15 protein-coding genes and 1 tRNA gene are annotated in these 19,562 nt (G+C 40.9%); 9 read left to right on the top strand and 7 right to left on the bottom strand.

Annotated features, from left to right (window positions below; translation table 11 throughout):
• Positions 1-121: 121 nt before the first annotated feature.
• Entirely contained in the window at positions 122-994 is an 873-nt protein-coding gene (locus tag Q0590_RS13645) for a sugar phosphate isomerase/epimerase family protein (RefSeq protein ID WP_302038106.1), read from the top strand.
• 194 nt (positions 995-1,188) lie between these two features.
• A complete protein-coding gene (locus Q0590_RS13640) occupies positions 1,189-2,379 on the top strand; it encodes an anhydro-N-acetylmuramic acid kinase (protein ID WP_302038105.1) in 1,191 nt (396 codons plus the stop codon).
• 7 nt (positions 2,380-2,386) lie between these two features.
• Here Q0590_RS13640 and Q0590_RS13635 read toward each other — a convergent pair whose 3' ends face one another.
• Positions 2,387-3,454: an FAD:protein FMN transferase gene (locus Q0590_RS13635; protein ID WP_302038104.1), complete on the bottom strand. Its 1,068-nt coding sequence runs from the start codon at positions 3,452-3,454 to the stop codon at positions 2,387-2,389.
• A gap of 242 nt (positions 3,455-3,696) precedes the next feature.
• Here Q0590_RS13635 and ruvB point away from each other — a divergent pair, with 242 nt between their 5' ends.
• The gene (gene ruvB / locus Q0590_RS13630; RefSeq protein WP_302038103.1) at positions 3,697-4,728 is read left to right on the top strand and encodes a Holliday junction branch migration DNA helicase RuvB; all 1,032 of its coding nucleotides are present in this window, start codon (positions 3,697-3,699) and stop codon (positions 4,726-4,728) included.
• A gap of 35 nt (positions 4,729-4,763) precedes the next feature.
• On the opposite strand, the gene Q0590_RS13625 is transcribed toward ruvB, so the two are convergent.
• Positions 4,764-5,924 carry an MFS transporter gene (locus Q0590_RS13625; RefSeq protein ID WP_302038102.1) on the bottom strand — a complete coding sequence of 387 codons (1,161 nt, stop codon included), beginning with the start codon at positions 5,922-5,924 and terminating at the stop codon, positions 4,764-4,766.
• Between the two features lie 349 nt (positions 5,925-6,273).
• Between Q0590_RS13625 and Q0590_RS13620 the strand changes: the two genes are divergently transcribed.
• A complete protein-coding gene (locus Q0590_RS13620; protein ID WP_302038101.1) occupies positions 6,274-6,621 on the top strand; it encodes a hypothetical protein in 348 nt (115 codons plus the stop codon).
• A gap of 84 nt (positions 6,622-6,705) precedes the next feature.
• On the opposite strand, the gene Q0590_RS13615 is transcribed toward Q0590_RS13620, so the two are convergent.
• Positions 6,706-7,527 carry a TerC family protein gene (locus Q0590_RS13615; RefSeq protein WP_302038100.1) on the bottom strand — a complete coding sequence of 274 codons (822 nt, stop codon included), beginning with the start codon at positions 7,525-7,527 and terminating at the stop codon, positions 6,706-6,708.
• A 95-nt stretch (positions 7,528-7,622) separates the two neighbouring features.
• Complete coding sequence (locus tag Q0590_RS13610) at positions 7,623-10,142, bottom strand: AsmA-like C-terminal region-containing protein (protein ID WP_302038099.1); 2,520 nt, start codon at positions 10,140-10,142, stop codon at positions 7,623-7,625.
• Positions 10,143-10,553: 411 nt separating this feature from the next.
• On the opposite strand from Q0590_RS13610, the gene Q0590_RS13605 reads away from it, so the two are divergent.
• Positions 10,554-10,628 (top strand) — tRNA-Val (locus Q0590_RS13605).
• 410 nt (positions 10,629-11,038) lie between these two features.
• Positions 11,039-11,470: an STAS/SEC14 domain-containing protein gene (locus tag Q0590_RS13600; protein WP_302038098.1), complete on the top strand. Its 432-nt coding sequence runs from the start codon at positions 11,039-11,041 to the stop codon at positions 11,468-11,470.
• Between the two features lie 68 nt (positions 11,471-11,538).
• Here the strand turns inward: Q0590_RS13600 and Q0590_RS13595 are convergent, their stop codons facing one another.
• The 3 genes from Q0590_RS13595 to Q0590_RS13585 all read right to left on the bottom strand — a co-directional run bounded on the left by Q0590_RS13595 (position 11,539) and on the right by Q0590_RS13585 (position 16,838).
• Entirely contained in the window at positions 11,539-13,065 is a 1,527-nt protein-coding gene (locus Q0590_RS13595) for a pyridoxal phosphate-dependent decarboxylase family protein (protein WP_302038097.1), read from the bottom strand.
• Positions 13,062-13,712 carry a GNAT family N-acetyltransferase gene (locus Q0590_RS13590; RefSeq protein ID WP_302038096.1) on the bottom strand — a complete coding sequence of 217 codons (651 nt, stop codon included), beginning with the start codon at positions 13,710-13,712 and terminating at the stop codon, positions 13,062-13,064. The genes Q0590_RS13595 and Q0590_RS13590 overlap by 4 nt, the downstream gene beginning before the upstream one ends.
• A 336-nt stretch (positions 13,713-14,048) precedes the next feature.
• Positions 14,049-16,838, bottom strand: a complete 2,790-nt coding sequence (locus Q0590_RS13585; RefSeq protein ID WP_302038095.1) for a putative LPS assembly protein LptD — start codon at positions 16,836-16,838, stop codon at positions 14,049-14,051.
• A 367-nt stretch (positions 16,839-17,205) separates the two neighbouring features.
• Here Q0590_RS13585 and Q0590_RS13580 point away from each other — a divergent pair, with 367 nt between their 5' ends.
• From Q0590_RS13580 to Q0590_RS13570, 3 genes are all read left to right on the top strand, one after another.
• Positions 17,206-17,415, top strand: coding sequence for a hypothetical protein (locus Q0590_RS13580; RefSeq protein ID WP_302038094.1), 210 nt, complete (start codon positions 17,206-17,208; stop codon positions 17,413-17,415).
• 317 nt (positions 17,416-17,732) lie between these two features.
• On the top strand, positions 17,733-18,521 hold the full coding sequence (locus tag Q0590_RS13575; protein WP_302038093.1) for an N-acetylmuramoyl-L-alanine amidase family protein: 789 nt from the start codon (positions 17,733-17,735) through the stop codon (positions 18,519-18,521).
• Between the two features lie 66 nt (positions 18,522-18,587).
• Positions 18,588-19,535, top strand: a complete 948-nt coding sequence (locus Q0590_RS13570; protein WP_302038092.1) for an MlaD family protein — start codon at positions 18,588-18,590, stop codon at positions 19,533-19,535.
• Positions 19,536-19,562 lie beyond the last annotated feature (27 nt).

Raw genomic sequence — 19,562 nt, 5'->3', positions numbered from 1 at the left:
TCTTTGATAAATTAATTTCCTATATTAGTACCTGGTTTGTCTTCCTGGTAAATTAGCCAGCAAGTATACTTTCACTTTTTAACGAACCTAACCTGTCATTTTCCTTTTTATGAAACATTTTATGGTAGCAAACAAGTATTCGTATTACAAACTGCTTATCTGTTCATTTATTATTAGTCTGGCCGCCCTCCCTGCAGTGGCACAGAAAAAAGGCACTTTTACCCAGGAAGTTGGCCTACAGTTGTATAGCCTTCGTCATGAGTTCCCTAAAGATGTGGAAGGTACGCTGGCAAAAATTAAAGAAATGGGTATCAGGCAGATTGAAGGAGGAGGTACCTATAAACTATCGCAAGAAGAATATAAAGCTTTATTGGAAAAATATGGACTGGAAATGGCCAGTATGGGATTTGGTTACGAACGATATAATGAAGATATTGAAGGAGTAATTAAAGATGCTAAAGCCATGGGAGCCAAGTATGTCATGTGTGCCTGGATTCCTCATAAAGGAGATGATTTTACGATAGAGGATACCAAAAAAGCCGCACAGGATTTTAATAAATGGGGAGAGAAATTAAAAGCCAACGGCATTCAATTCTGCTACCATACCCATGGCTATGAGTTCCGCCCCTATGAAAATGGCACCTTGTTCGATTATCTGGTAAAAAATACCAATCCGGAGTACGTATCCTATGAAATGGATGTATATTGGGTGGCCCATCCCGGACAAGACCCACTAAAACTGCTTAGAAAATATCCGAACCGTTTCTCCATGATGCACCTGAAGGACATGAAAAAAGGGGTAAAAGGCGATCTGACTGGCCACTCGCCCGACGAATGGAATGTGCCAATCGGAACCGGCCAGATAGATTATAAAACTTTGCTGCCAGAAGCACAACGCCTGGGTGTAAAATATTACTTTATTGAAGACGAGCATCCCAATGCCATTGAGCAAATTCCTGTAAGCTTGAAATACATTAAAAGCTTAGCGAAATAATTCCTACTCATTCTTTGCACGGCTACAAAACAAGGTATGTATTAAAGCTTTTTGCTGAAATACATATATCTTATTTTGTGGCCGTGTTTCTGTTTCTTTCAGTGAACACAGCGGGCAATAAAAATATAGTTGCTGCAAAATAGGAACACTTTATATTGCAGACTGATTTTAATTATTCAATAACCAATAATTTTATGAACCCAAACATACACCGCTTATACGAAATTGCCCAAAAACAGCAACGCCTGATTATCGGTCTTATGTCGGGTACATCATTGGATGGGTTAGATGTAGCTTTGTGCCGCTTTACCGGAAGTGGGCTTTTCACAGAGCTACAAGTAGTGGAGTTTGAAACAGTGCCTTATACAGAAGATATTAAAAATGAGATCCGGCCAGTATTTTCCACTAAAATAGGTGATATACAAAGGCTTTGCCTGCTTAATGCCTGGATAGGTAGCTTACATGCCTCGATGATTCAGGATTGCCTGAAAAAATGGAACGTAGCCCCAGAACAAGTTGATTTAATTGCCAGCCACGGACAAACTATTTATCATGCGCCAAAGCATTTGCATAACCTGGCACAATTTCCCAATGCTACCCTGCAAATTGGCGACGGCGACCATATAGCCGTAAAAACAGGCATTATCACCTTTAGCGATTTCCGGCAGAAGCATATAGCAGCAGGTGGCGAAGGGGCTCCCCTAGCCGTATACGGCGATTATATTTTATTCTCCAAAAAAGGCGAAGACCGTATTATGCTGAACATGGGAGGCATAGCTAACTTCACCTACTTGCCCGGAGATTTGGATGCTAGCCGGATGTTTTCTACAGATGTGGGCACTGGCAATACCTTACTGGATGCTTTTACCAGGTTGCATTTCAATAAACCCTACGATGAAAATGGCACCATAGCAGCTTCTGGCAAAGTACATACTGGCTTACTGGCTGCTTTACAGGATAATCCCTTTTTTAAGGCTTCGTTTCCTAAAACTACTGGGCCGGAGTTATTTAATATGGATTATGTTAAAACAGCCCAGCAGCAGTCGGACTCCCAGCAGGTACCGCCACAAGATATAATGGCCACATTAGCCAGATTTACGGCCGAAGGGATAGCCAATGCTATCCATAGTTGCTTTACCAACACTAAGCCAATATTATATGCCAGCGGCGGAGGGATGCATAACCCTGTTATTATGCAGATGCTACAGACATTATTGCCTGGCTATGTATTTAAAGATACGTCTGCCCTAGCAGTGTCTCCGGATGCCAAAGAAGCGGTATTATTTGCTATATTAGCGAATGAAAGTGTAGCTGGCGAAAGTATTGCTTTACAGTCCAGAGGTGTGCCTAGTGTTTATATGGGCAAAGTTTCGTTTCCGCAATAATCTATTTCTATTGGATGGGCTCAATATAGGGTTTTATGCCTTCTGTAGTAAAGGTTTGCAAGTTTCCCTGAGGGTCAGCATATACGAAAAAAGCATCTAATTCATCATCTTTGTCCAGAAACTCCATTGCTTTTTCGCGGCCTAACACCATAAATACCGTAGCATAAGCATCAGCTGTAATACAATCTTTAGCAAACACCGTTACACTCAATAAAGAATGCTGTACCGGATAGCCAGTTTTCGGGTCTATGGTATGGGCATATTTTTTACCATCTTGCTCGTAATAGTTGCGGTAATTTCCGGAAGTAGCCAAAGCTTTATTATCTAACTGCACAATAGCCTGCAATACATCGCCTCCTTTTTGCTCATACTCCGGGTTATTTATACCAATAGTCCAATATTTGCCTTCCTTATTTTTACCTTTGCATAATACCTCCCCTCCTACTTCAATCATATAATCTTGTATGCCTTTGCTTTCCAGAAACTGGCCTATTACATCTGCTGCATACCCTGGTGCAATCGCATTAAAATCTATATATACTCCTTCTTTAGCTTTTTGCACAGATTGCTCGTCAAAAGTAATTTTATCAAAACCTATCACCTCTTTGAGTGAATCTATACGGGCCTGGCTGGGAGCTTTCCGTTCTTTACCTGTACCAAACCCCCAGGCATTCACTAGTGGCCCCACGGTAGGGTCAAAAGCGCCGCCGGAAGCCTGGTATACTTCCTGTGATTTCTTCAAGACCGGATAAAAAAAAGGTAAACGGAATGCCACAGCATGCCCATTGTTAAACCGGCTGATTTCAGAATCGGGCCGGTAAGTAGATAAAGACTCATTGAATTTTTCGAGGATAGAGTCTATTTCGGCCTGATAGTTAATGGCTTTCTGAGGCAAACTCGTATACTTGATCGCATACGTAGAACCCATGGTAAGACCACTAAAACTTGTCTGGACAATACCTGTGTCGTTCCCGGTAGCAGGTTCTTTTTTAGCCTCCCGGTACCGGTATACACCATACATGGTTATTAGTAATACCAGACCATAAATTGCATTTTTAATACCATTTTTGTTCATACATGCAAATATACTGCTAAGCGTTCAGAAGCCTAAATAAATGCATTTCTTTTTAAATAATTTGTTGATTTTTAGCTAAAAATATGCACTTTTCTGTGTAAATTAGTATCTTATTATACGTTGAGCAGGAGGAATTAATAAAGCAAAAATACACTTTATAAAACAGCAAGGATATGTATTTTTCTAAGAAAAAATCCTGTAAATAATTTATTCTACCCAACATTTTTACTAACACCCAACTTATGCGTGAAGAATATTTGAAAGGTTCCTCAGACCATATGTCAAGTGCGGAAAAGGAGATTGAAAAAGCCCTGCGTCCGTTGAGCTTTGAAGATTTCGCCGGACAAGACAAAGTGGTAAATAACCTGAAAGTCTTTGTAACGGCTGCCCGCCAACGGAAAGAAGCCTTAGATCATGTATTACTACATGGCCCTCCCGGTCTGGGAAAAACTACCCTTTCGCATATTATTGCTAATGAACTTAATACTGGTATAAAAATGACCTCAGGCCCTGTACTAGACAAACCTAGTGACCTGGCTGGCTTACTTACCAACCTGGAAGCCCATGATGTGTTGTTCATTGATGAAATCCACCGGCTGAATCCTATTGTGGAAGAGTATCTGTATTCGGCTATGGAAGATTACAAGATTGACATTATGCTGGATGCCGGGCCAAATGCCCGTACGGTACAAATCGGGTTAAATCCGTTTACTTTAATCGGGGCAACTACCCGGGCCGGCTTACTAACTGCCCCCTTGCGTGCCAGGTTCAGCATTAACGCCCGCCTGGAATATTACGATTCCAAATTGCTTTCTTCTATTATAAAACGGTCTGCTAATTTGCTGGAGACCCCTATCGTAGATGATGCAGCTTTTGAAATAGCCCGCCGGAGCCGGGGTACGCCACGTATTGCCAATAACCTGCTTCGCCGTACGCGTGACTTTGCCCAGGTAAGAGGTACTGGTACTATTACCATGGATATTGCTGAAATGGCCTTGAATGCACTGGATGTAGACAAAGATGGACTGGATGAAATGGATAACCGGATTCTTTCCACTATTATAGATAAATTTAAAGGTGGCCCGGTAGGTTTATCTACCATTGCTACTGCCTGTGGAGAAGAAGCAGAAACGATAGAAGAAGTATATGAACCATTCCTGATCCAGGAAGGCTACATCAAACGGACATCCCGTGGACGAGAAGCTACCGAGTTAGCCTACAAGCATTTGGGAGTAGTTACGCCTATTGAGAAAACGAAAGGGTTGTTTGATTAGAATAAAAGAGGCCTACATCATACTGTAGGCCTCTTTTATTTTACCTGCAGCTGAGGTTGTAATTGGGGAGTAAAGCTTTTTGTAGCCAGTAAACCAATAGTAGCTCCAACCAACGCAATACATGCAAAAGAAACACGCAGATTAAACGTTTCTGCAATAAATCCGATAAAGGGAGGCCCTATTAAAAATCCAAAATAGCCAATACTTGCTACGATGGCAATAGCAATACCGGGAGATAAATTACTACCCCTCCCCGCCCGGCTATATGATAATGGAATAACAGATGAAGTACCAAAACCAACCAACAGAAAACCTGCAATAGCCGTAACCAGGTTTGGCAAAATAACGGCGATTAACAAACCTGCACAAATTAATATACTGCTTACCTGATACGTTTTTACAGCTCCCATCCGGTCAGTAAGGCGGTCGGAAACAAAGCGGCCCAGGGCCATGGTACTCATAAAAGCAATATATCCGGCAGCTACCAAACCTGAATCTGCTTTAACTACTTTTTGGAAATAAACGCCACTCCAATCGAACATACAACCTTCGCATAGCATACCACAAAAGGCTATTAGCCCAATCCGCAATAACCATGGGTCTACATCCCGGAATGTCATACTACCTGAATTTTTGCGGGCATCTTGCGTAAGCATAAACCTGGAAGCAATAAGCACTACACCAAACGCCAGCATAGCTACCATCAAAAAATGCAACTCAGGCTTGATATCCAGCCCGATCATTAATGCACCCAGCATACCACCCGTAAAACCTGCCAGACTCCACACCCCATGAAAAGAGGCCATAATAGTTTTGCCATATAGCTGCTCTATTCCAATAGCTTGTGTATTAACCGAAATATTATACATATTGCCACACATGCCGAAAGCGGCCAAGGCCAGTGCCAGCGCCCAAAAAGAAGAGGCCCAACCCATAGCTAATAATACAACTGGATATACAAATGCCGCCAATATACCAATGGAACGGCTTCCAAATTTAGTAACCAGCCATCCGGCTACAGGCATGGCCACAAGCGAACCAACAGGTTTGCTTAACAATAGGGCCCCTAATTCACCTTCGCTTAAGCCTAATTTTACTTTAATGTCTGGTATTCTGGAAGCCCAGCTGGAAAAGCACAAGCCACTCAAAAAAAATAAAGAATTAACTGCAATCCTTCGTTTTAGATTTACATGCATAATAAAAAATCATCACCTTGCCTGCCAGCAAATATTAATAAACTGCTCTACTAGACCAACCTAAGCCAGAAACGGCAAATTTCTAGGAAATATTCAAAATACTGAACATTTTTTCAGATAATATCTTAAATAAGTACTAAATATAAATATTCTGTGGTGATGCTTGATTTTTCTAATGTTGCATAGTTAGTTATAAAGAAATGTATGAATCCTTAACTATTTCTGGAAAAAGGGTTTTAAGGTACCCCTATCATTAATTGATAAATTCCGTATGTGTTTATTTAATGTGCCTACGTTAGCGGTAAGCGCAAGCTTATTAAAAAACAGAGTTGAATTAAACCTACGTTATATGAACCTAACACAGATAGAACTACTTACCAAGAAGCTTTTCGGCAGAAACATACAGCCAGACATAGAACCTGGCTGCCTTTTCGCCTCTCAGTCAGATTCAGCAGGAGGCAGTGGAAAGGAGAAAACCAGCACCCAAGATCAGGTAGAACCACAGGCAAGTAACCGGAAACGCGAAAAAGAGACAACTGGCAAAGCCCAAGAAGAGGAAATTGCCAACAAAGCAAAAGATGAGAAAGGGAATGCAAGTATCACTGAGCCTGATTCAAATTTAACAGGCGACACTGGTAACCTGGATATAGGTCAAACAGACCTGGGGGCTTCCGGAACAGGAGCAGAAGATTTGTAAGATACCGCTACTTTTCAAATAACCCTGGTTAGGTTTTAAAACTTAACCAGGGTTGTATTCTTACTTTTATATCTCAAGACACGTTTATTTTTTCTCCATAACCGGGCTATTTGTATCTTTCCCCGGTTTATTTTCCAATGTATCTGCATCCGGAATATACTGCTCATTTAAACCACCCCGCAATTTAACAGCGTTGTCCTTCTTTTTGTCCAGCTTTAGATTCAATAATTCTACCCCAAACGAGAAAGCCATAGCAAAATATACGTATCCTTTCGGTACATGCACATGAAAGGCTTCTGCTACCAGCAACAATCCAATCATGATCAGGAAGGACAGTGCCAGCATCTTTATGGAAGGGTGTGTATTTACGAATGTACTGATAGGCGTAGCAAAAGCAAGCATAACACCTAAAGCAATTATTACAGCAATAATCATAATCAGCACATTGTCTACCAGGCCAACAGCCGTAAGGATAGAGTCAAACGAAAATACAATGTCGAGCAGGATGATCTGAATAATAGCTGAACGCAGACTGGTAGCTTTTTTGGCTGATGTGCCTTCTTCATCGCCCTCCAGTTTATGGTGAATCTCGGTGGTGCTTTTACCAAGCAGGAATAATCCACCCAGAAATAATATAATATCCCGGCCGCTAAACCCATTTTTGAATACATAAAACAGAGGTTCTTTCAAGCTGACGATCCAGGAAATACCAAACAGTAGTCCGATCCGTACAATCAATGCCAGCAGAATGCCCACCGTTCTGGCTTTTTTCTGCTGCTCTTTAGGCAATCTGTCAGAGATAATAGAGATAAATATAATATTATCAATGCCTAATACTATCTCCAGCAGAGATAGCGTAAGCAAGCTGATGATGGCTTCAGTGGTGAAAAGTCCTTGTATGTCCATATAGAAATAACTATCAAAAAATGAAGAGAAATAAATCTTACTAATTAAACTTTATTCATGATTGAAAGTTGCATGCAGCTATATGAACGGCTGTACTAAAAATCAAAAAACTCTTCCTCCTTTTCTTCTTCTGCTGCTTTCTTTTTGGATGGCTGTGTCGTCTGGTTTTCCTCTGCCCGTTTGCCCTTCAGCATATTTTTAAACTCCTGTTTTTCCTGTTTCCAGTCTTGTTGAATTTTTTCTTTTACTGCTTCATTATCATATTCAATTTTATACTCATCTGAGGTGCCATATACTTTTAAAAACAGGTTGGAACTGTTTTCATTAGCTACCTCCCTGGCACGTTTACCCATAAAGTTGTACACTGGAATTTTTAACTTATAATCCATCACCTGGTCAAAGGTATGGGTTCCTCTAACCGATAAGTTAGAAACATTGGAACGGATTTCCATTTCAGGAATAAATACGGTACTGTTTGCAATACGGATGGTGTTCTCCATTTCTGAAAACTGCATATTTTCCAGGTCCTGGCGTTTAATAAATCTGGAAAGTTTCTGCATCGGCTCAAAATTTAATAATCCCCCGTTTACTACATTAGCTGTTACATCGGCTGTTAATGCAGGTACATCCATATTGAGTTTACTGTCGAAGAGCATAGACGTTTGTACTTGCGCTGTTACCTTACCCCGCAAATGCCTGTCAAGAATAAAATCCTGGTTAAAGTTTTCGAACATATAGAAAACACTATCTATGGCTAATTGCTGAAAATCAGCCGCACAAGCCACCGCAATTTTCTCTGGTTGCCGGGCATCTACATTTCCCTGTACACGCATCTGCCCGTTGGCTACCGAAAGTTGAATGTTCTCACTGCTGGCTACCGAATTATTTACCAGTAGATTTCCTTTAATAGCGCTTGCCTGGAAACGCCTGAACTTTACATGATCTACCGCACACGTTAAACTCATAGACAAGCGAGGCGAAATAGCAAACTGGTATGCTTCGTCACTTGACTCGTTTACCAGATAAGCTGTAGCCTTGCCATCCGACGAAACAGCACTGGCCGCTAGCAACTCATCAAAATCCAGTAAGCCAGAGGAAAATTCTGCCTCAATGGCCAGGTTTTGATCTCTCAGAAATAAGTAGGCCATAATATTGCGGAAATAGCCATTAAGCCGGAAATCAGAGCTGGCTACGCTACCCCGCAGATCTTTTACCTGTAAATCTGTTTTGTCGAAAACAAAATGGCCTTGCACAGACTGAAATTGCAAAGGTTTATTTTTTAAGGCAAACTGCAGATTTTGGATATCTATCTCTCCGGAAGTCCGCACAAACCGGTTTATGGATCTGGAGCGCAAGTCGGTTAATTTTCCTTCAAAATCAATATTTGCTGCTAAAATACCGCCAGCCGAGGAAAGTCCGGGTAATGGATAAAAAGCAAATAGGGAAGCTACATCCAGTTCGCCTTTTATATCAAATTTGAGATATGGATCGTCGAAGTTGGTAAAAATAAGATTTCCCTGAAAAGGATTGGTGCCCAGGTTACCTTTAATATTGTTTAGTTTCAATACAGAGGTAGCCCGGTTATGTTTATTTCCGTTGGTAAAGCTTCCGGTCAGAAAGGCGTTGGTAACTTGCTTGTCAATATCGGTTTGATAAAAGGTAGCATTCTCGCAGCCAAAGTTTACCGAAATTAAAGGAATTCCTCCATTGAAAGTAGCCCCTTTTACCTGGCCGTCGAAATATACCTTGCCTTTACTCCGGTATACACTTAGGTTATCCGCATATTGGGTAGGTAAGAGGGAAACCAGGGTTTGTACATCTGTATCTTTTCCTTGAATGCTCAGGTTAATCAGGCCATCGGAATGATTCTCAAAACTGCCTTCTATCAAAAACTCAGATTGCTTCACTTGCAACTCTGAAGGTTTAATAGTCAGGTTATCTTTTTCCAGATTATATATCAGATTACTGGCGACCAGCAGTTGTTTATCGGTAAAATACTTATACTTATCTACTTGAATATATTTGCTATGCACCCCTCCTTTTAACCCAATCAACAGATTTTTATCTTCCATCTCCAGGCTTGCCTGTACGTTATCGGCAAACAAATCATAGATTCCTTTATTCTTCCGGTCGGTGTAGGTTACCTGCACACCTTCCAGATGTATTTCTTCCAACCCGAAGTTTACCTGGCTACCGGATCCGGAAGTGTCTGTACGTTCAGCTTTTTTGAATATCTGGTAATTTTCTTCCCCTTTTTCATTTACATAAATCTGCACGTCTGCTTTTTCCAGAAATACTTCATTAATCTTGTAAGTTGACCTGAAAATATTCCAGAAGTCGAACGTGAGAGACAACTTTTCTGCGTAGGCTAATGGCTGTTCGTGTTCAGGCAAAGCCCCGTGAATTTTTAGGTGATGAAAGCTAAGGGCTACCTGCGGGAACTTATCAAACAGTGAAAGGTCTATTTTTTGTACATCTACCTTTACCTGCAAATTCTTGTTTAACTCCCGTACAAATAGCTTAATAATCTCATCCTGATATATATACACAATGGTTGTTGCTGCTGTAAGCAGTAGCAAGATAGATCCACTGATGTAAATAATTGCTTTCTTCAAAGAGAGTATATGTAATTGAGACACCGGTTATTTTAATTACAACGTAAAAATGCAGGGAATTGATTAAAATTTCAGGCTTCAGATATAAATTTCCCATCTGCCCGGTTTACATTTCTAACGTTTGGGCTTTGATTAATGTAGCTACAGGCTGGTAAACTGCTGTTATGTTTTCAACCATTTTCTCTAATACGGCTTTACACACAAAATACGTAAAATTTTCTATATACCATCAGAGAACTACAGCTGATCAAAGATAAACACCTGAGTATCAAATTAACTCAAAAACTCGTCCTTTCTTTTAAAATAAGGCTGATGGCGTCAGTAAAATTTTCAGATTTTTTTTACAAAAATCACGGCCATTTTTTTGCATTCATAAGAAATACCTATACATTTGCATCACCTTTTTCAAAAGGGAGCTTAGCTCAGCCGGTTCAGAGCATCTGCCTTACAAGCAGAGGGTCGGGGGTTCGAATCCCTCAGCTCCCACACTTACTACAAATAAAAGCCTTGGATTCATTATCTGAGGCTTTTTTATTGTATATCTCCCTGTTATCTGCTTTCGTTGCACCATCTGAGAGAGTACTATCACTTGGGACCTTACAGAGCTGTTTCCTAGCCAATCGTAAACCTATCCAACCTTTATTATGGTATGTTAGAAATCAGCAGCATGACTGGCAAAGAAGCATATTTTCTAACCGCTTTGGCTGTTTCTGAGTAATCAACAAAAAACCTCAACTAGGCTAACTCATTATAAATCAATTTATTTTTTTATCTATTGTGCGTAGCCTCAGCCTATTGGTACAAATTATTACACACAAAAAGAACTGGCATAAAAACATCTTACAATCGGTGTATAATCTTTTACATTTGAACATTATTTAAAATACATTTCAGTTATGTCAGTTATTGTGAAAGAAAACGTACAAGAAACAGCTACAAGTTTTATAGCTCCCTATGTTGAAGCAAAATACAATGCCCAGCATCAAGTGGTCGAATACAAATGGATTGGTCATGTTAAAGACCAGGATGCCTATACTGCATTCGAAAAGATCTTAAATCTTTGTAAAAAACATAAAGCAAAAAACATCATAGCCGATGTAACGGCTTTTCAAGGCGGATCTGTGCAAGCTGCTAAATGGTCTAATGATGTATGGAGCGGGCAGTTAGCTGAAGCAGGTATACAAAAATTAGCTGTAAATCTACCTAAGAGTGCTTTCGGCGAATTTTCTTTAAAAATATCTTTAGGCGAAAAATTCCTGGCAATGATGAAGGTAGAAAAATTCACTTCCCTGGAACAAGCATATATCTGGCTTGCAAAAAAGGACTAATTATTGATAGCCACGCATAAAAAAAGCCTGTTTACACAGGCTTTTTTTATGCGTGGCTGGGAACTGCTCTAGGCATAACTATAGACAGACCTAGTCCATTTGTTACTTTTTTCCAGCCGCCGGGCTACTTGGGTCAGTTGTTGAACCGTAGTATGGATGTCCTCTCTGGTTGCCCGTGGATTGATGGTACACATTCTGATGACTACCTGTCCTTCCAGCTCGGTAGACGCAATCATGGCATATTGTCTGGCGATCATTCGCTCTACAATCTCTTTATTAAACCGGTTTATTTCGGAAGCCGCCGCTTGATCGGGCAGATAGCGGAAAGTGAGCACAGCCAGTTGCGGAGGCGTTACAATCTGCCAGTTAGGCAATTTACTCAACTCATCCTGTACAATTTCGGCAAGTTCAATGCCTCTGGTTACGGCTTTTCTGAAAGCTTCTGCACCAAAAACTTTTAGTGACATCCAGAGTTTTAACGCGCGGAACCCACGAGTCAGTTGAATACCTCTATTAGAAAAATCTACCTCTTCCGTGCTTGGCTGTGTATCTTTCAAATATTCAGGCAAAATATGGAAGGTATCGTTAAGCCATTTAGGATTCTTTACCAGCAAGCAACCAATTTCATAGGGCTGAAAAAGCCATTTATGCGGATCAACCGACAATGAATCGGCGTAAGACAATCCTTTTAATAAACGTTGCCCTTGCTGGCTAAGCATGCCGGCTGCTCCATAGGCTCCATCTACATGCAGCCATAAGCCTCCCTCCTCCTGGCAGAGCATATATATTTCTTCAATCGGATCTACTGTGCCTGTATTGGTTGTGCCGGCATTGGCAATGACACAAAAAGGAATTTTTCCTGCTTTTTTGTCTGCCTTTATGGCTTCCTGCAAATCCTTCACCGAAAGCCTGAGGGTGGTATCAGCGGGTAATTTCCGTAATTGGTCCGGGTGAAAACCCAACACTCTAACGGCTTTTTCAACCGAAGAATGGGTTTGATCTGAGCAGTACAGGACGCCTTTATCCCGGCGGCCACCCAATTTTACAGACGCTGCAATGGTTAACCCTGTAAGATTAGCCATAGAACCGCCACTCACAAATAAACCACTCCCTGAAGCCGGATAATGTAATAACTCTTTTAACCAGTCAATGGTAATCAGCTCCAGTTGCGATGGCCCGGCAGAAGTCATCCATAAACCGGAAAATACATTGAATCCCGAAGCAAGCAAATCGCCCATGACACTCACATAATTACTAGGGCTTGGTACCCAGGCAAAAAATCTGGGATGGTCCAGATGCATCATAGTTGAGAAAACGCCATTTTCCAGTTGCCTTAATACCTGCATCTGATTGTTGGGCGATTCAGGCAAAGATTCGCGGAGCATTTCTTCCATATCTTGCCTGCTAGCTCTGGTAGCAACGGGCTTGTCTTTAATATCTTCAAAATGAGTGACCAGCATGTCTATTACCTGATAGCCCAGGCGCCTCATCTCTTCAGCACCTAATTGTAGGTGCAACGACTCGGGTAGTTCACCGGGAGTGTCTTTAGTAGAAGAGATTGGCTCTGCCTGGTTCTTTTTTACAGAAGGTTTCATATAGCCTTATAAATTAACTTGCAACTTTCGCAGGCAGTAATATGCTTGAATATATGTTGGCCTTCGTAAACAAAATCGTGGTAAGCAATAGCATCTACTTCTTTGTAGCCTAATTGGTTTAAGAATATATGCTGAGATACAGGTCCGGTAACTTCACACATAATGGCTTTGTACCTTTTAGCTTTGGCCAGCCGCTCCGACTCTATGGTTAACCGGTGCCCAATGCCTTTACCAGCATAGGTACTTAACACTCCCAGCATAAACTGATGGTAGATTTCGCCCTGTTTTACGGAATGATGTTCTTTATAGCGTTCGTCCAGCGTACCCAGCATGTGAAAAATAGGACCCAGACTTGGCGCTACTAATTCAATGCCTTGTGGAGGGTCTGTTACAAAATCCTCGCTGATCATACAACCTACTACTTGGCCCGTTACAGCATCTTTCGCAATCACTGAAAGACCATCTGCAATGGCTTTTCTTACAAAAATCTCTGAGAAATACAGAAAATCTTTCTTGGCAATATCCAGTACAGTGACCATGGGTTCCCCGGCAACAAAAGTAGAGGCTGCACATAATACCGTTCCCTCATAATCTTTCTCTGTAAGAATTTCATAAATTATAGCATTTTTAACAGATGTAATTAACATAGCGTGTAATAGGTTGAATAAATAAGTGTAAGTGTTTGAAAAATAGATATACGAATAGATTCCCAGCATCGTCAGTTGGTACAAACCACAGGTGCTTAATGGCTATACATTTTTTACTGTAAATACGATGGATTATTCCTGCCAATTTGGTGAATCGCTTCAAAGATAGGAAACATAAGAAAAATGCAATTTGAAGATATAGGCTGCAATATTACTTATGTGGCAAATTGATGTATTTATTGGAAGTGGCGGATAAAAGTATGTATCCTGTAAAAGTTGCGCTGATTTTAGTTATAGAAAATCAGCTTTGGCAACATACATTGCAGGATTCGTATATTAATTTACGGGGGCTCTATCGTACCAGGTTCTGCGGCGGCTAAGTTTGAGGTCTTGCAACATGGAGGCTTTTACCCGCAGATCAAACGTATAGGATTGAAAAGGGCCAAAAGGTATCCAGCTGGCCACCATTTCCCAGCAATGCAGGTCGCGGTGTATATTTAAAGAAGTGGTACTAATAATACCTTTGTTGACAAAGTCGTATCCAGAGTTAAACGATATTTTCCACTTGTCAGTTACTTTCAGGTCGCCATTGAAAGATAATGTCTGGCTGACTATCGGCTTTTGTACATTAGGTTTACTGTAATTTAAACTATACGCAAAACTAAGCGACCAGGGAATGGTAAAGTCTACATATTGATCTATATTATTATTAATCCGGTCCAGTTCGTCACGTTCGGTTTCTGTCATATCTTCTGTAGGCTCTATTTTCCGCTTCTTCTCCCCACCCGGACTAAAGCTTTTGCTAAAGAACATCCCGGCATTTACAATCTGCCCCAAACCTTTCCCATTGTTCCAAGCAAATTCATTTACTTTAACTGCTGTACTGGTACCATTTATATTCACCATCCGATACATATACGGGTCAACGGTCATGTTAAAGTTAATATCCGTTTTTAGTATTTTGGTACGGGCAGCAAAATTCAACGGGCTCAAATTAAGCGAATCTGCCGCCAGATTATAGCTGGTGTTCAAACTGAAGTTATCAATAATAGAGACTTTTTCTGGCTTAGCGCCTGCCGAATCCGTTTTAGGCCGCAATTTAGCTTCAAAGTTATTCGTAAGCGAGAAAGATACACTACCCGACCTTCCTTGCCCCGGTATACCAAATGTTGTATTCTGAAATCTGGAAATTTTCCGGATTTGCTCCTTTTCTGGCTCTGTCAGGTAGGTTCCGGCAATTTGTACATTCTGATAAAACCCGAACCGGTCTCTGGAAAAATCAGGCTGGGCGCTAAAGCCGACATTCGGTGTCATGCGGTGGCGGATGGCCTGTATGCGTTTGCCATTAATATTAAACAATCCATAAATATTGGTTGTAAGACCGGCACTGGCATTATAGGTATAGCTCCGGTGAAACCCGCGTAATGTATCTATAATAATAGTTTGGTCAGTAGGGTTGAAGCGGTAATCTAGCTTTTGGGGATACCAGGTTTCTGTATAATTAAAGCTAGGATTAAGGCTAAAATATTTGAATAATTTCAGACTCATAGACACCGGTATGGTATGCCTGGCTCCAATTTGTGCCCGCCGCCATAATTCCGGCAAATTAGCAAAGTTAAAACCTATTACAGAGTCGTTCTGCTCTGGCGCATTGCCAATAGGTATGCCCGCCAGGCTAGTAGCAGCAGACAGCGGGGAGTTTGTAAGCCGGTTGCTGCCATTGAACTGGTAAGAAAAACCAATCGTTTCGTACCATGCCTTTTTTACACTATTTTGGCGTTTGAACGGAAAAATCCTGGTTACCGACACGTTCAAATCCGGAAGCGTCATATTCATTACGCCAGTTACAGTGTTCATGTCATGACGGGCATTCATACCAAATGTTACAGCTCCTTTTAGTAAGGAATTGGAGTACGACACGTTAGAGTTGAAGGTAGGGTTTATGCGCCGGCTAAGGTCTTGCGTAAGACCATAACTATAGGCATTCCGCTGATTAAAAGTAGATGTACCGGCATTTACACTCGCTGAAAAACGGCCAGTTCCCCGGGTTTCCGGCACATGTGACCAGGTTACCCAAAAGTCTTCGCCAGTTGACTGGAAGCCCTCTTCTCCGCTTTTTCGCCGGCTGAACCGCAGATCAATATTTCCACCAAAAGAGTACCGCCGTTTGTATTGTGACTGAAGATTTAACCCCCACCCCCCTCTTGAGTAAATTTCTCCCAGCAGGCTCACTCCAAAATACGGACTGGCTGCCCAGTAATAGCCACCTTGCCGTAAAAAGAATCCTCGGTCTCTGGGCTCTTCTCCATACACTGGGAATATAATACCGGAACTGCCATTGGGCTTTTTCTTAATAAAAGGAAAAATGCCAAAAGCAAATCCCAACGGGGTAGGTACATCATTAATGACCAGGTTAAATGGGCCGGTTACAATCTGCTTTTCATGGACTACCTTTATTTTACCTGCCCGGATGTGAAAATGGGGATGCGTCAGATTACACGTGGTATACAGGCCTCCGCCTACATACATATTATTCTCTGCATCTTTTTTAACTGTCTGGCCATGCACAAATCCTTCTCCCTGCTGCGTAACTATTTTATCAATAATCGCCCGCTTGGTTTTAAAATTATACTTCATGGCTTCTGACTGGTATTCTTCGGCTCCATTCTTAAACTTTGGAATACCTACCAGTTTGCCGGTAGAATCTTCTACGCCGGCCGCATACACCTCACTTCTGCGCATATCTACTTCCATATATGCCGCCTCTAAGGTTATTTCGCCATACGTGACTTTGGCATCTTTATACAAGCGCGTAATCTGGCTGCCTACTTCTGTAATTACCGAATCTGTGGCTGAATATTTAATAGTAGTTTGTATATCGCCTTTTCTGCGCAGCGTATCTCCATTGTTTACGGTTACTGTATCCTGGCGCAGGTTTAAATTCAGGCTGTCTCTGGAGGCAGGTGTCTGGGGTCTATTAGCTGGGGTTTGAGCTAGTAAGGGACTAGAGAGTAAACACAACAAAAAACTACATAACCATATAAAAATCTGCTTACTACGCAGTTTGTCAATACTGCACGTAAGGAATAACTTACCCTGAAGAATATCAATAAATCTACTAAGCATTTACAATAGGAAGCAGCAAAACTAGCCCTTTTTCAAGAATAAAACGGATGGGCTCCGGCGTAATTTTACAGCAGCAACAATAATTATGCAAAGAGTTTAAAAAATTGCAGAAAAAGCAGAAAACCTAACAAAAAGTATAACTCCCTATTTTAATTATTTGCTTAGCAATAACAAATTCTGGGTGGCAAAGAAAATATTCAGTGCTTTCTTTCAGTTTTAGATAATAGAAGGCGGATCCGTACTTTACTGATACTAGCCGTAGATTCACATGTATTTTCTAAGGTGTTTCTCCAACGAATTCAACAAAAATTTCGTAAAACTGCTTATTTAAGCTTTTTTTATAGTTATTTATTTGCCTAAGTTTCATATGTCTTATTTAGTCAGAGTAGAAGATAGGGATGGCCGGATAAAGTCATATTTTAAATTTCATGATATAAGCCGGGCCAAATACGTATACACAAGTATTAGTGAGCAGTGTGCCCAAAGAGGGGAAGTGGTAAAACTGCTTGATGAAGATTTTCAGGTATTACAAGTGAATACACAGCCGTTAACTCGCAGCCACAGAGCCGCTTCGTAATTATTACTTCCCTTTCCTGAAATGTATGAATTGCGGCTCTTTTACCAGTTTTGCACTAACTTCCAGGAATATTTTTTTTAGGGAGAGCATTTGCTTATTCAACCATCATAGAATTTCCGAACAAAATACCTTGCCTTTTTGCATTTTTCCGGACCTTGCAGAACGAACAGAACTACGCAGACTCTTAGAAAGATAACAAAAAAGCCACTCCTTCGTTAGTGTAAGCAATTATGGTATAAAATCTGTAGATAATTTCAAGATTTGAAATAACTTTGCATTTTAGTAGAAAAGCCATTCACTTTACCTCAATAACTCGTGTGAAACATATTCTTACAGGTTGTATTCTATCGATTGTTATTCTACTCTGCTCTTTTACCAGTCTTGAACGGCGGAATCCTTACCGGGTAAAAACGGTGGTAGTAGATGCAGGGCATGGCGGGCATGATCCTGGCACACATGGCAAATCTGCCAAAGAGAAAGATATAGCCCTAAAAGTTGCTTTACAGGTAGGTAAACTGATCAAGAAATACCATCCGGACGTAAAAGTAATTTATACCCGTACAGACGATAAGTTTGTAGAGCTACACGACAGAGCCGGTTTAGCTAATAAGAACCAGGCTGATCTATTTATTTCTATCCATTGCAATGCTATTTCTAAATCAGATATCCATGGAACAGAAACCTATACCCTGGGTTTGCACCGGACACAGGATAATTTGGATGTAGCCAAACGTGAAAATTCTGTTATTTTCAAAGAAGCAAATCACGAGGAAAACTACGCCGGATTTGATCCGTCTTCTCCCATGGCGCATATTCTGATGGCAAACTACCAAAGTGCTTATATCCAAAACAGCCTGCGTCTGGCAAGCCATATAGAAACACAGTTTGAAAAACGGGTAAACCGCAAAAGCCGGGGTGTCAAACAAGCGGGGTTTATTGTTTTATGGAAAACTTCCATGCCCAGTGTACTGGTAGAAATCGGCTATCTGACTAACCAGGCTGAAGAGAAATACCTGGTCAATGAAAATAACCAGGTATATATTGCTTCCGGTATTTTCAGGGCTTTTAAAGATTATAAACGGGAAATTGAATCAATTGCCGATTAATTTCCTTTAGTTAATAAACTCATTTCCGGCGTTTATTTACATTTCAGTAATTTAATTCGTACATACGTGAAAATATCAAAAGAAGTAAAAGTAGGGCTGTTGGCCATTGTTTCTGGAGTTGTATTATATCTGGGATTTAACTTTTTGAAAGGAGTGGATTTTCTATCCCCTAACAACAGTTACTATGCGGTGTACGACGATGTAGATGGCCTGACGGTTTCTAACCCTGTTACCCTGAATGGATTAGCTGTTGGCCGGGTAAAAGAAATTGCCATTTTGCAGAACAGAAATAATAAACTACTGGTAACACTCGATATAAACAATGACATTACCTTAGGAGATTCTACCAGAGCTATACTCGCAAGCAGTGGTGTACTAGGCGGTAAATATATCATGTTAGAAGTAGGCCCTGTCAAACGTGCGCTAGCCGATGAAGATACCCTCAAAACAAGCATTGAACAAGGAGTTACGGAAATGCTTCAGGCTAAAGCAGCCCCCATCGCCGATAATCTAGACTCGCTGGTAAGAAACATGAATCAATTAGTGCAGAAATTTGATGCTATTTCTGCTACTATAGATGCTACGTTGTTAAGTGTAAAGCAAACTTCCTCCTCTCTCAATAATACCATTGACAACAACCAGGCAGCTATCCGGGGTGTCATGAGCAATATGCAAACACTGTCTAGTACACTTAACGACAGTCAAAATGGAATTAAGCCTTTGATGGGCAAGATCAATAATTTTGCAGATACCTTAAGTAATATGCAATTGGCCAGTGCAGTAGATAACGCAAACCGTTCCATGGAGAATTTAAACCGCACCTTAACCCAGGTTAACGAAGGGCAAGGTACCTTGGGAAAACTTGCCAACAATGACTCATTATACAGGCATTTGAATGAGGCAGCGGCCGACTTAGATAGTCTACTCATTGATTTAAAAGCCAATCCAAAACGGTACGTGCATTTTTCATTATTTGGCGGAGGCAACCGGCAGGAGAAAAAAAGCAAGAAATAATCCTGTAAGTTGAAATACCCGGCCAGA

The organism is Rhodocytophaga aerolata (assembly GCF_030503435.1).
Classification (GTDB): Bacteria; Bacteroidota; Bacteroidia; order Cytophagales; family 172606-1; genus Rhodocytophaga; species Rhodocytophaga aerolata.
Note: the sequence above shows the minus strand (reverse complement) of the source record. Positions and strands in the feature narration are given on the sequence as shown.

Bases quoted from the DNA above. Each gene is read 5' to 3' on its own strand.
- Q0590_RS13615 (WP_302038100.1), bottom strand. From the start codon at position 7,527: ATGGACATACAAGGACTTTTCACCACTGAAGCCATCATCAGCTTGCTT.
- Q0590_RS13590 (WP_302038096.1), bottom strand. From the start codon at position 13,712: ATGTTAATTACATCTGTTAAAAATGCTATAATTTATGAAATTCTTACA.
- Q0590_RS13585 (WP_302038095.1), bottom strand. From the start codon at position 16,838: ATGCTTAGTAGATTTATTGATATTCTTCAGGGTAAGTTATTCCTTACG.
- Q0590_RS13595 (WP_302038097.1), bottom strand. From the start codon at position 13,065: ATGAAACCTTCTGTAAAAAAGAACCAGGCAGAGCCAATCTCTTCTACT.
- Q0590_RS13580 (WP_302038094.1), top strand. From the start codon at position 17,206: ATGTCTTATTTAGTCAGAGTAGAAGATAGGGATGGCCGGATAAAGTCA.
- ruvB (WP_302038103.1), top strand. From the start codon at position 3,697: ATGCGTGAAGAATATTTGAAAGGTTCCTCAGACCATATGTCAAGTGCG.
- Q0590_RS13625 (WP_302038102.1), bottom strand. From the start codon at position 5,924: ATGCATGTAAATCTAAAACGAAGGATTGCAGTTAATTCTTTATTTTTT.
- Q0590_RS13635 (WP_302038104.1), bottom strand. From the start codon at position 3,454: ATGAACAAAAATGGTATTAAAAATGCAATTTATGGTCTGGTATTACTA.
- Q0590_RS13645 (WP_302038106.1), top strand. From the start codon at position 122: ATGGTAGCAAACAAGTATTCGTATTACAAACTGCTTATCTGTTCATTT.
- Q0590_RS13600 (WP_302038098.1), top strand. From the start codon at position 11,039: ATGTCAGTTATTGTGAAAGAAAACGTACAAGAAACAGCTACAAGTTTT.
- Q0590_RS13620 (WP_302038101.1), top strand. From the start codon at position 6,274: ATGAACCTAACACAGATAGAACTACTTACCAAGAAGCTTTTCGGCAGA.
- Q0590_RS13640 (WP_302038105.1), top strand. From the start codon at position 1,189: ATGAACCCAAACATACACCGCTTATACGAAATTGCCCAAAAACAGCAA.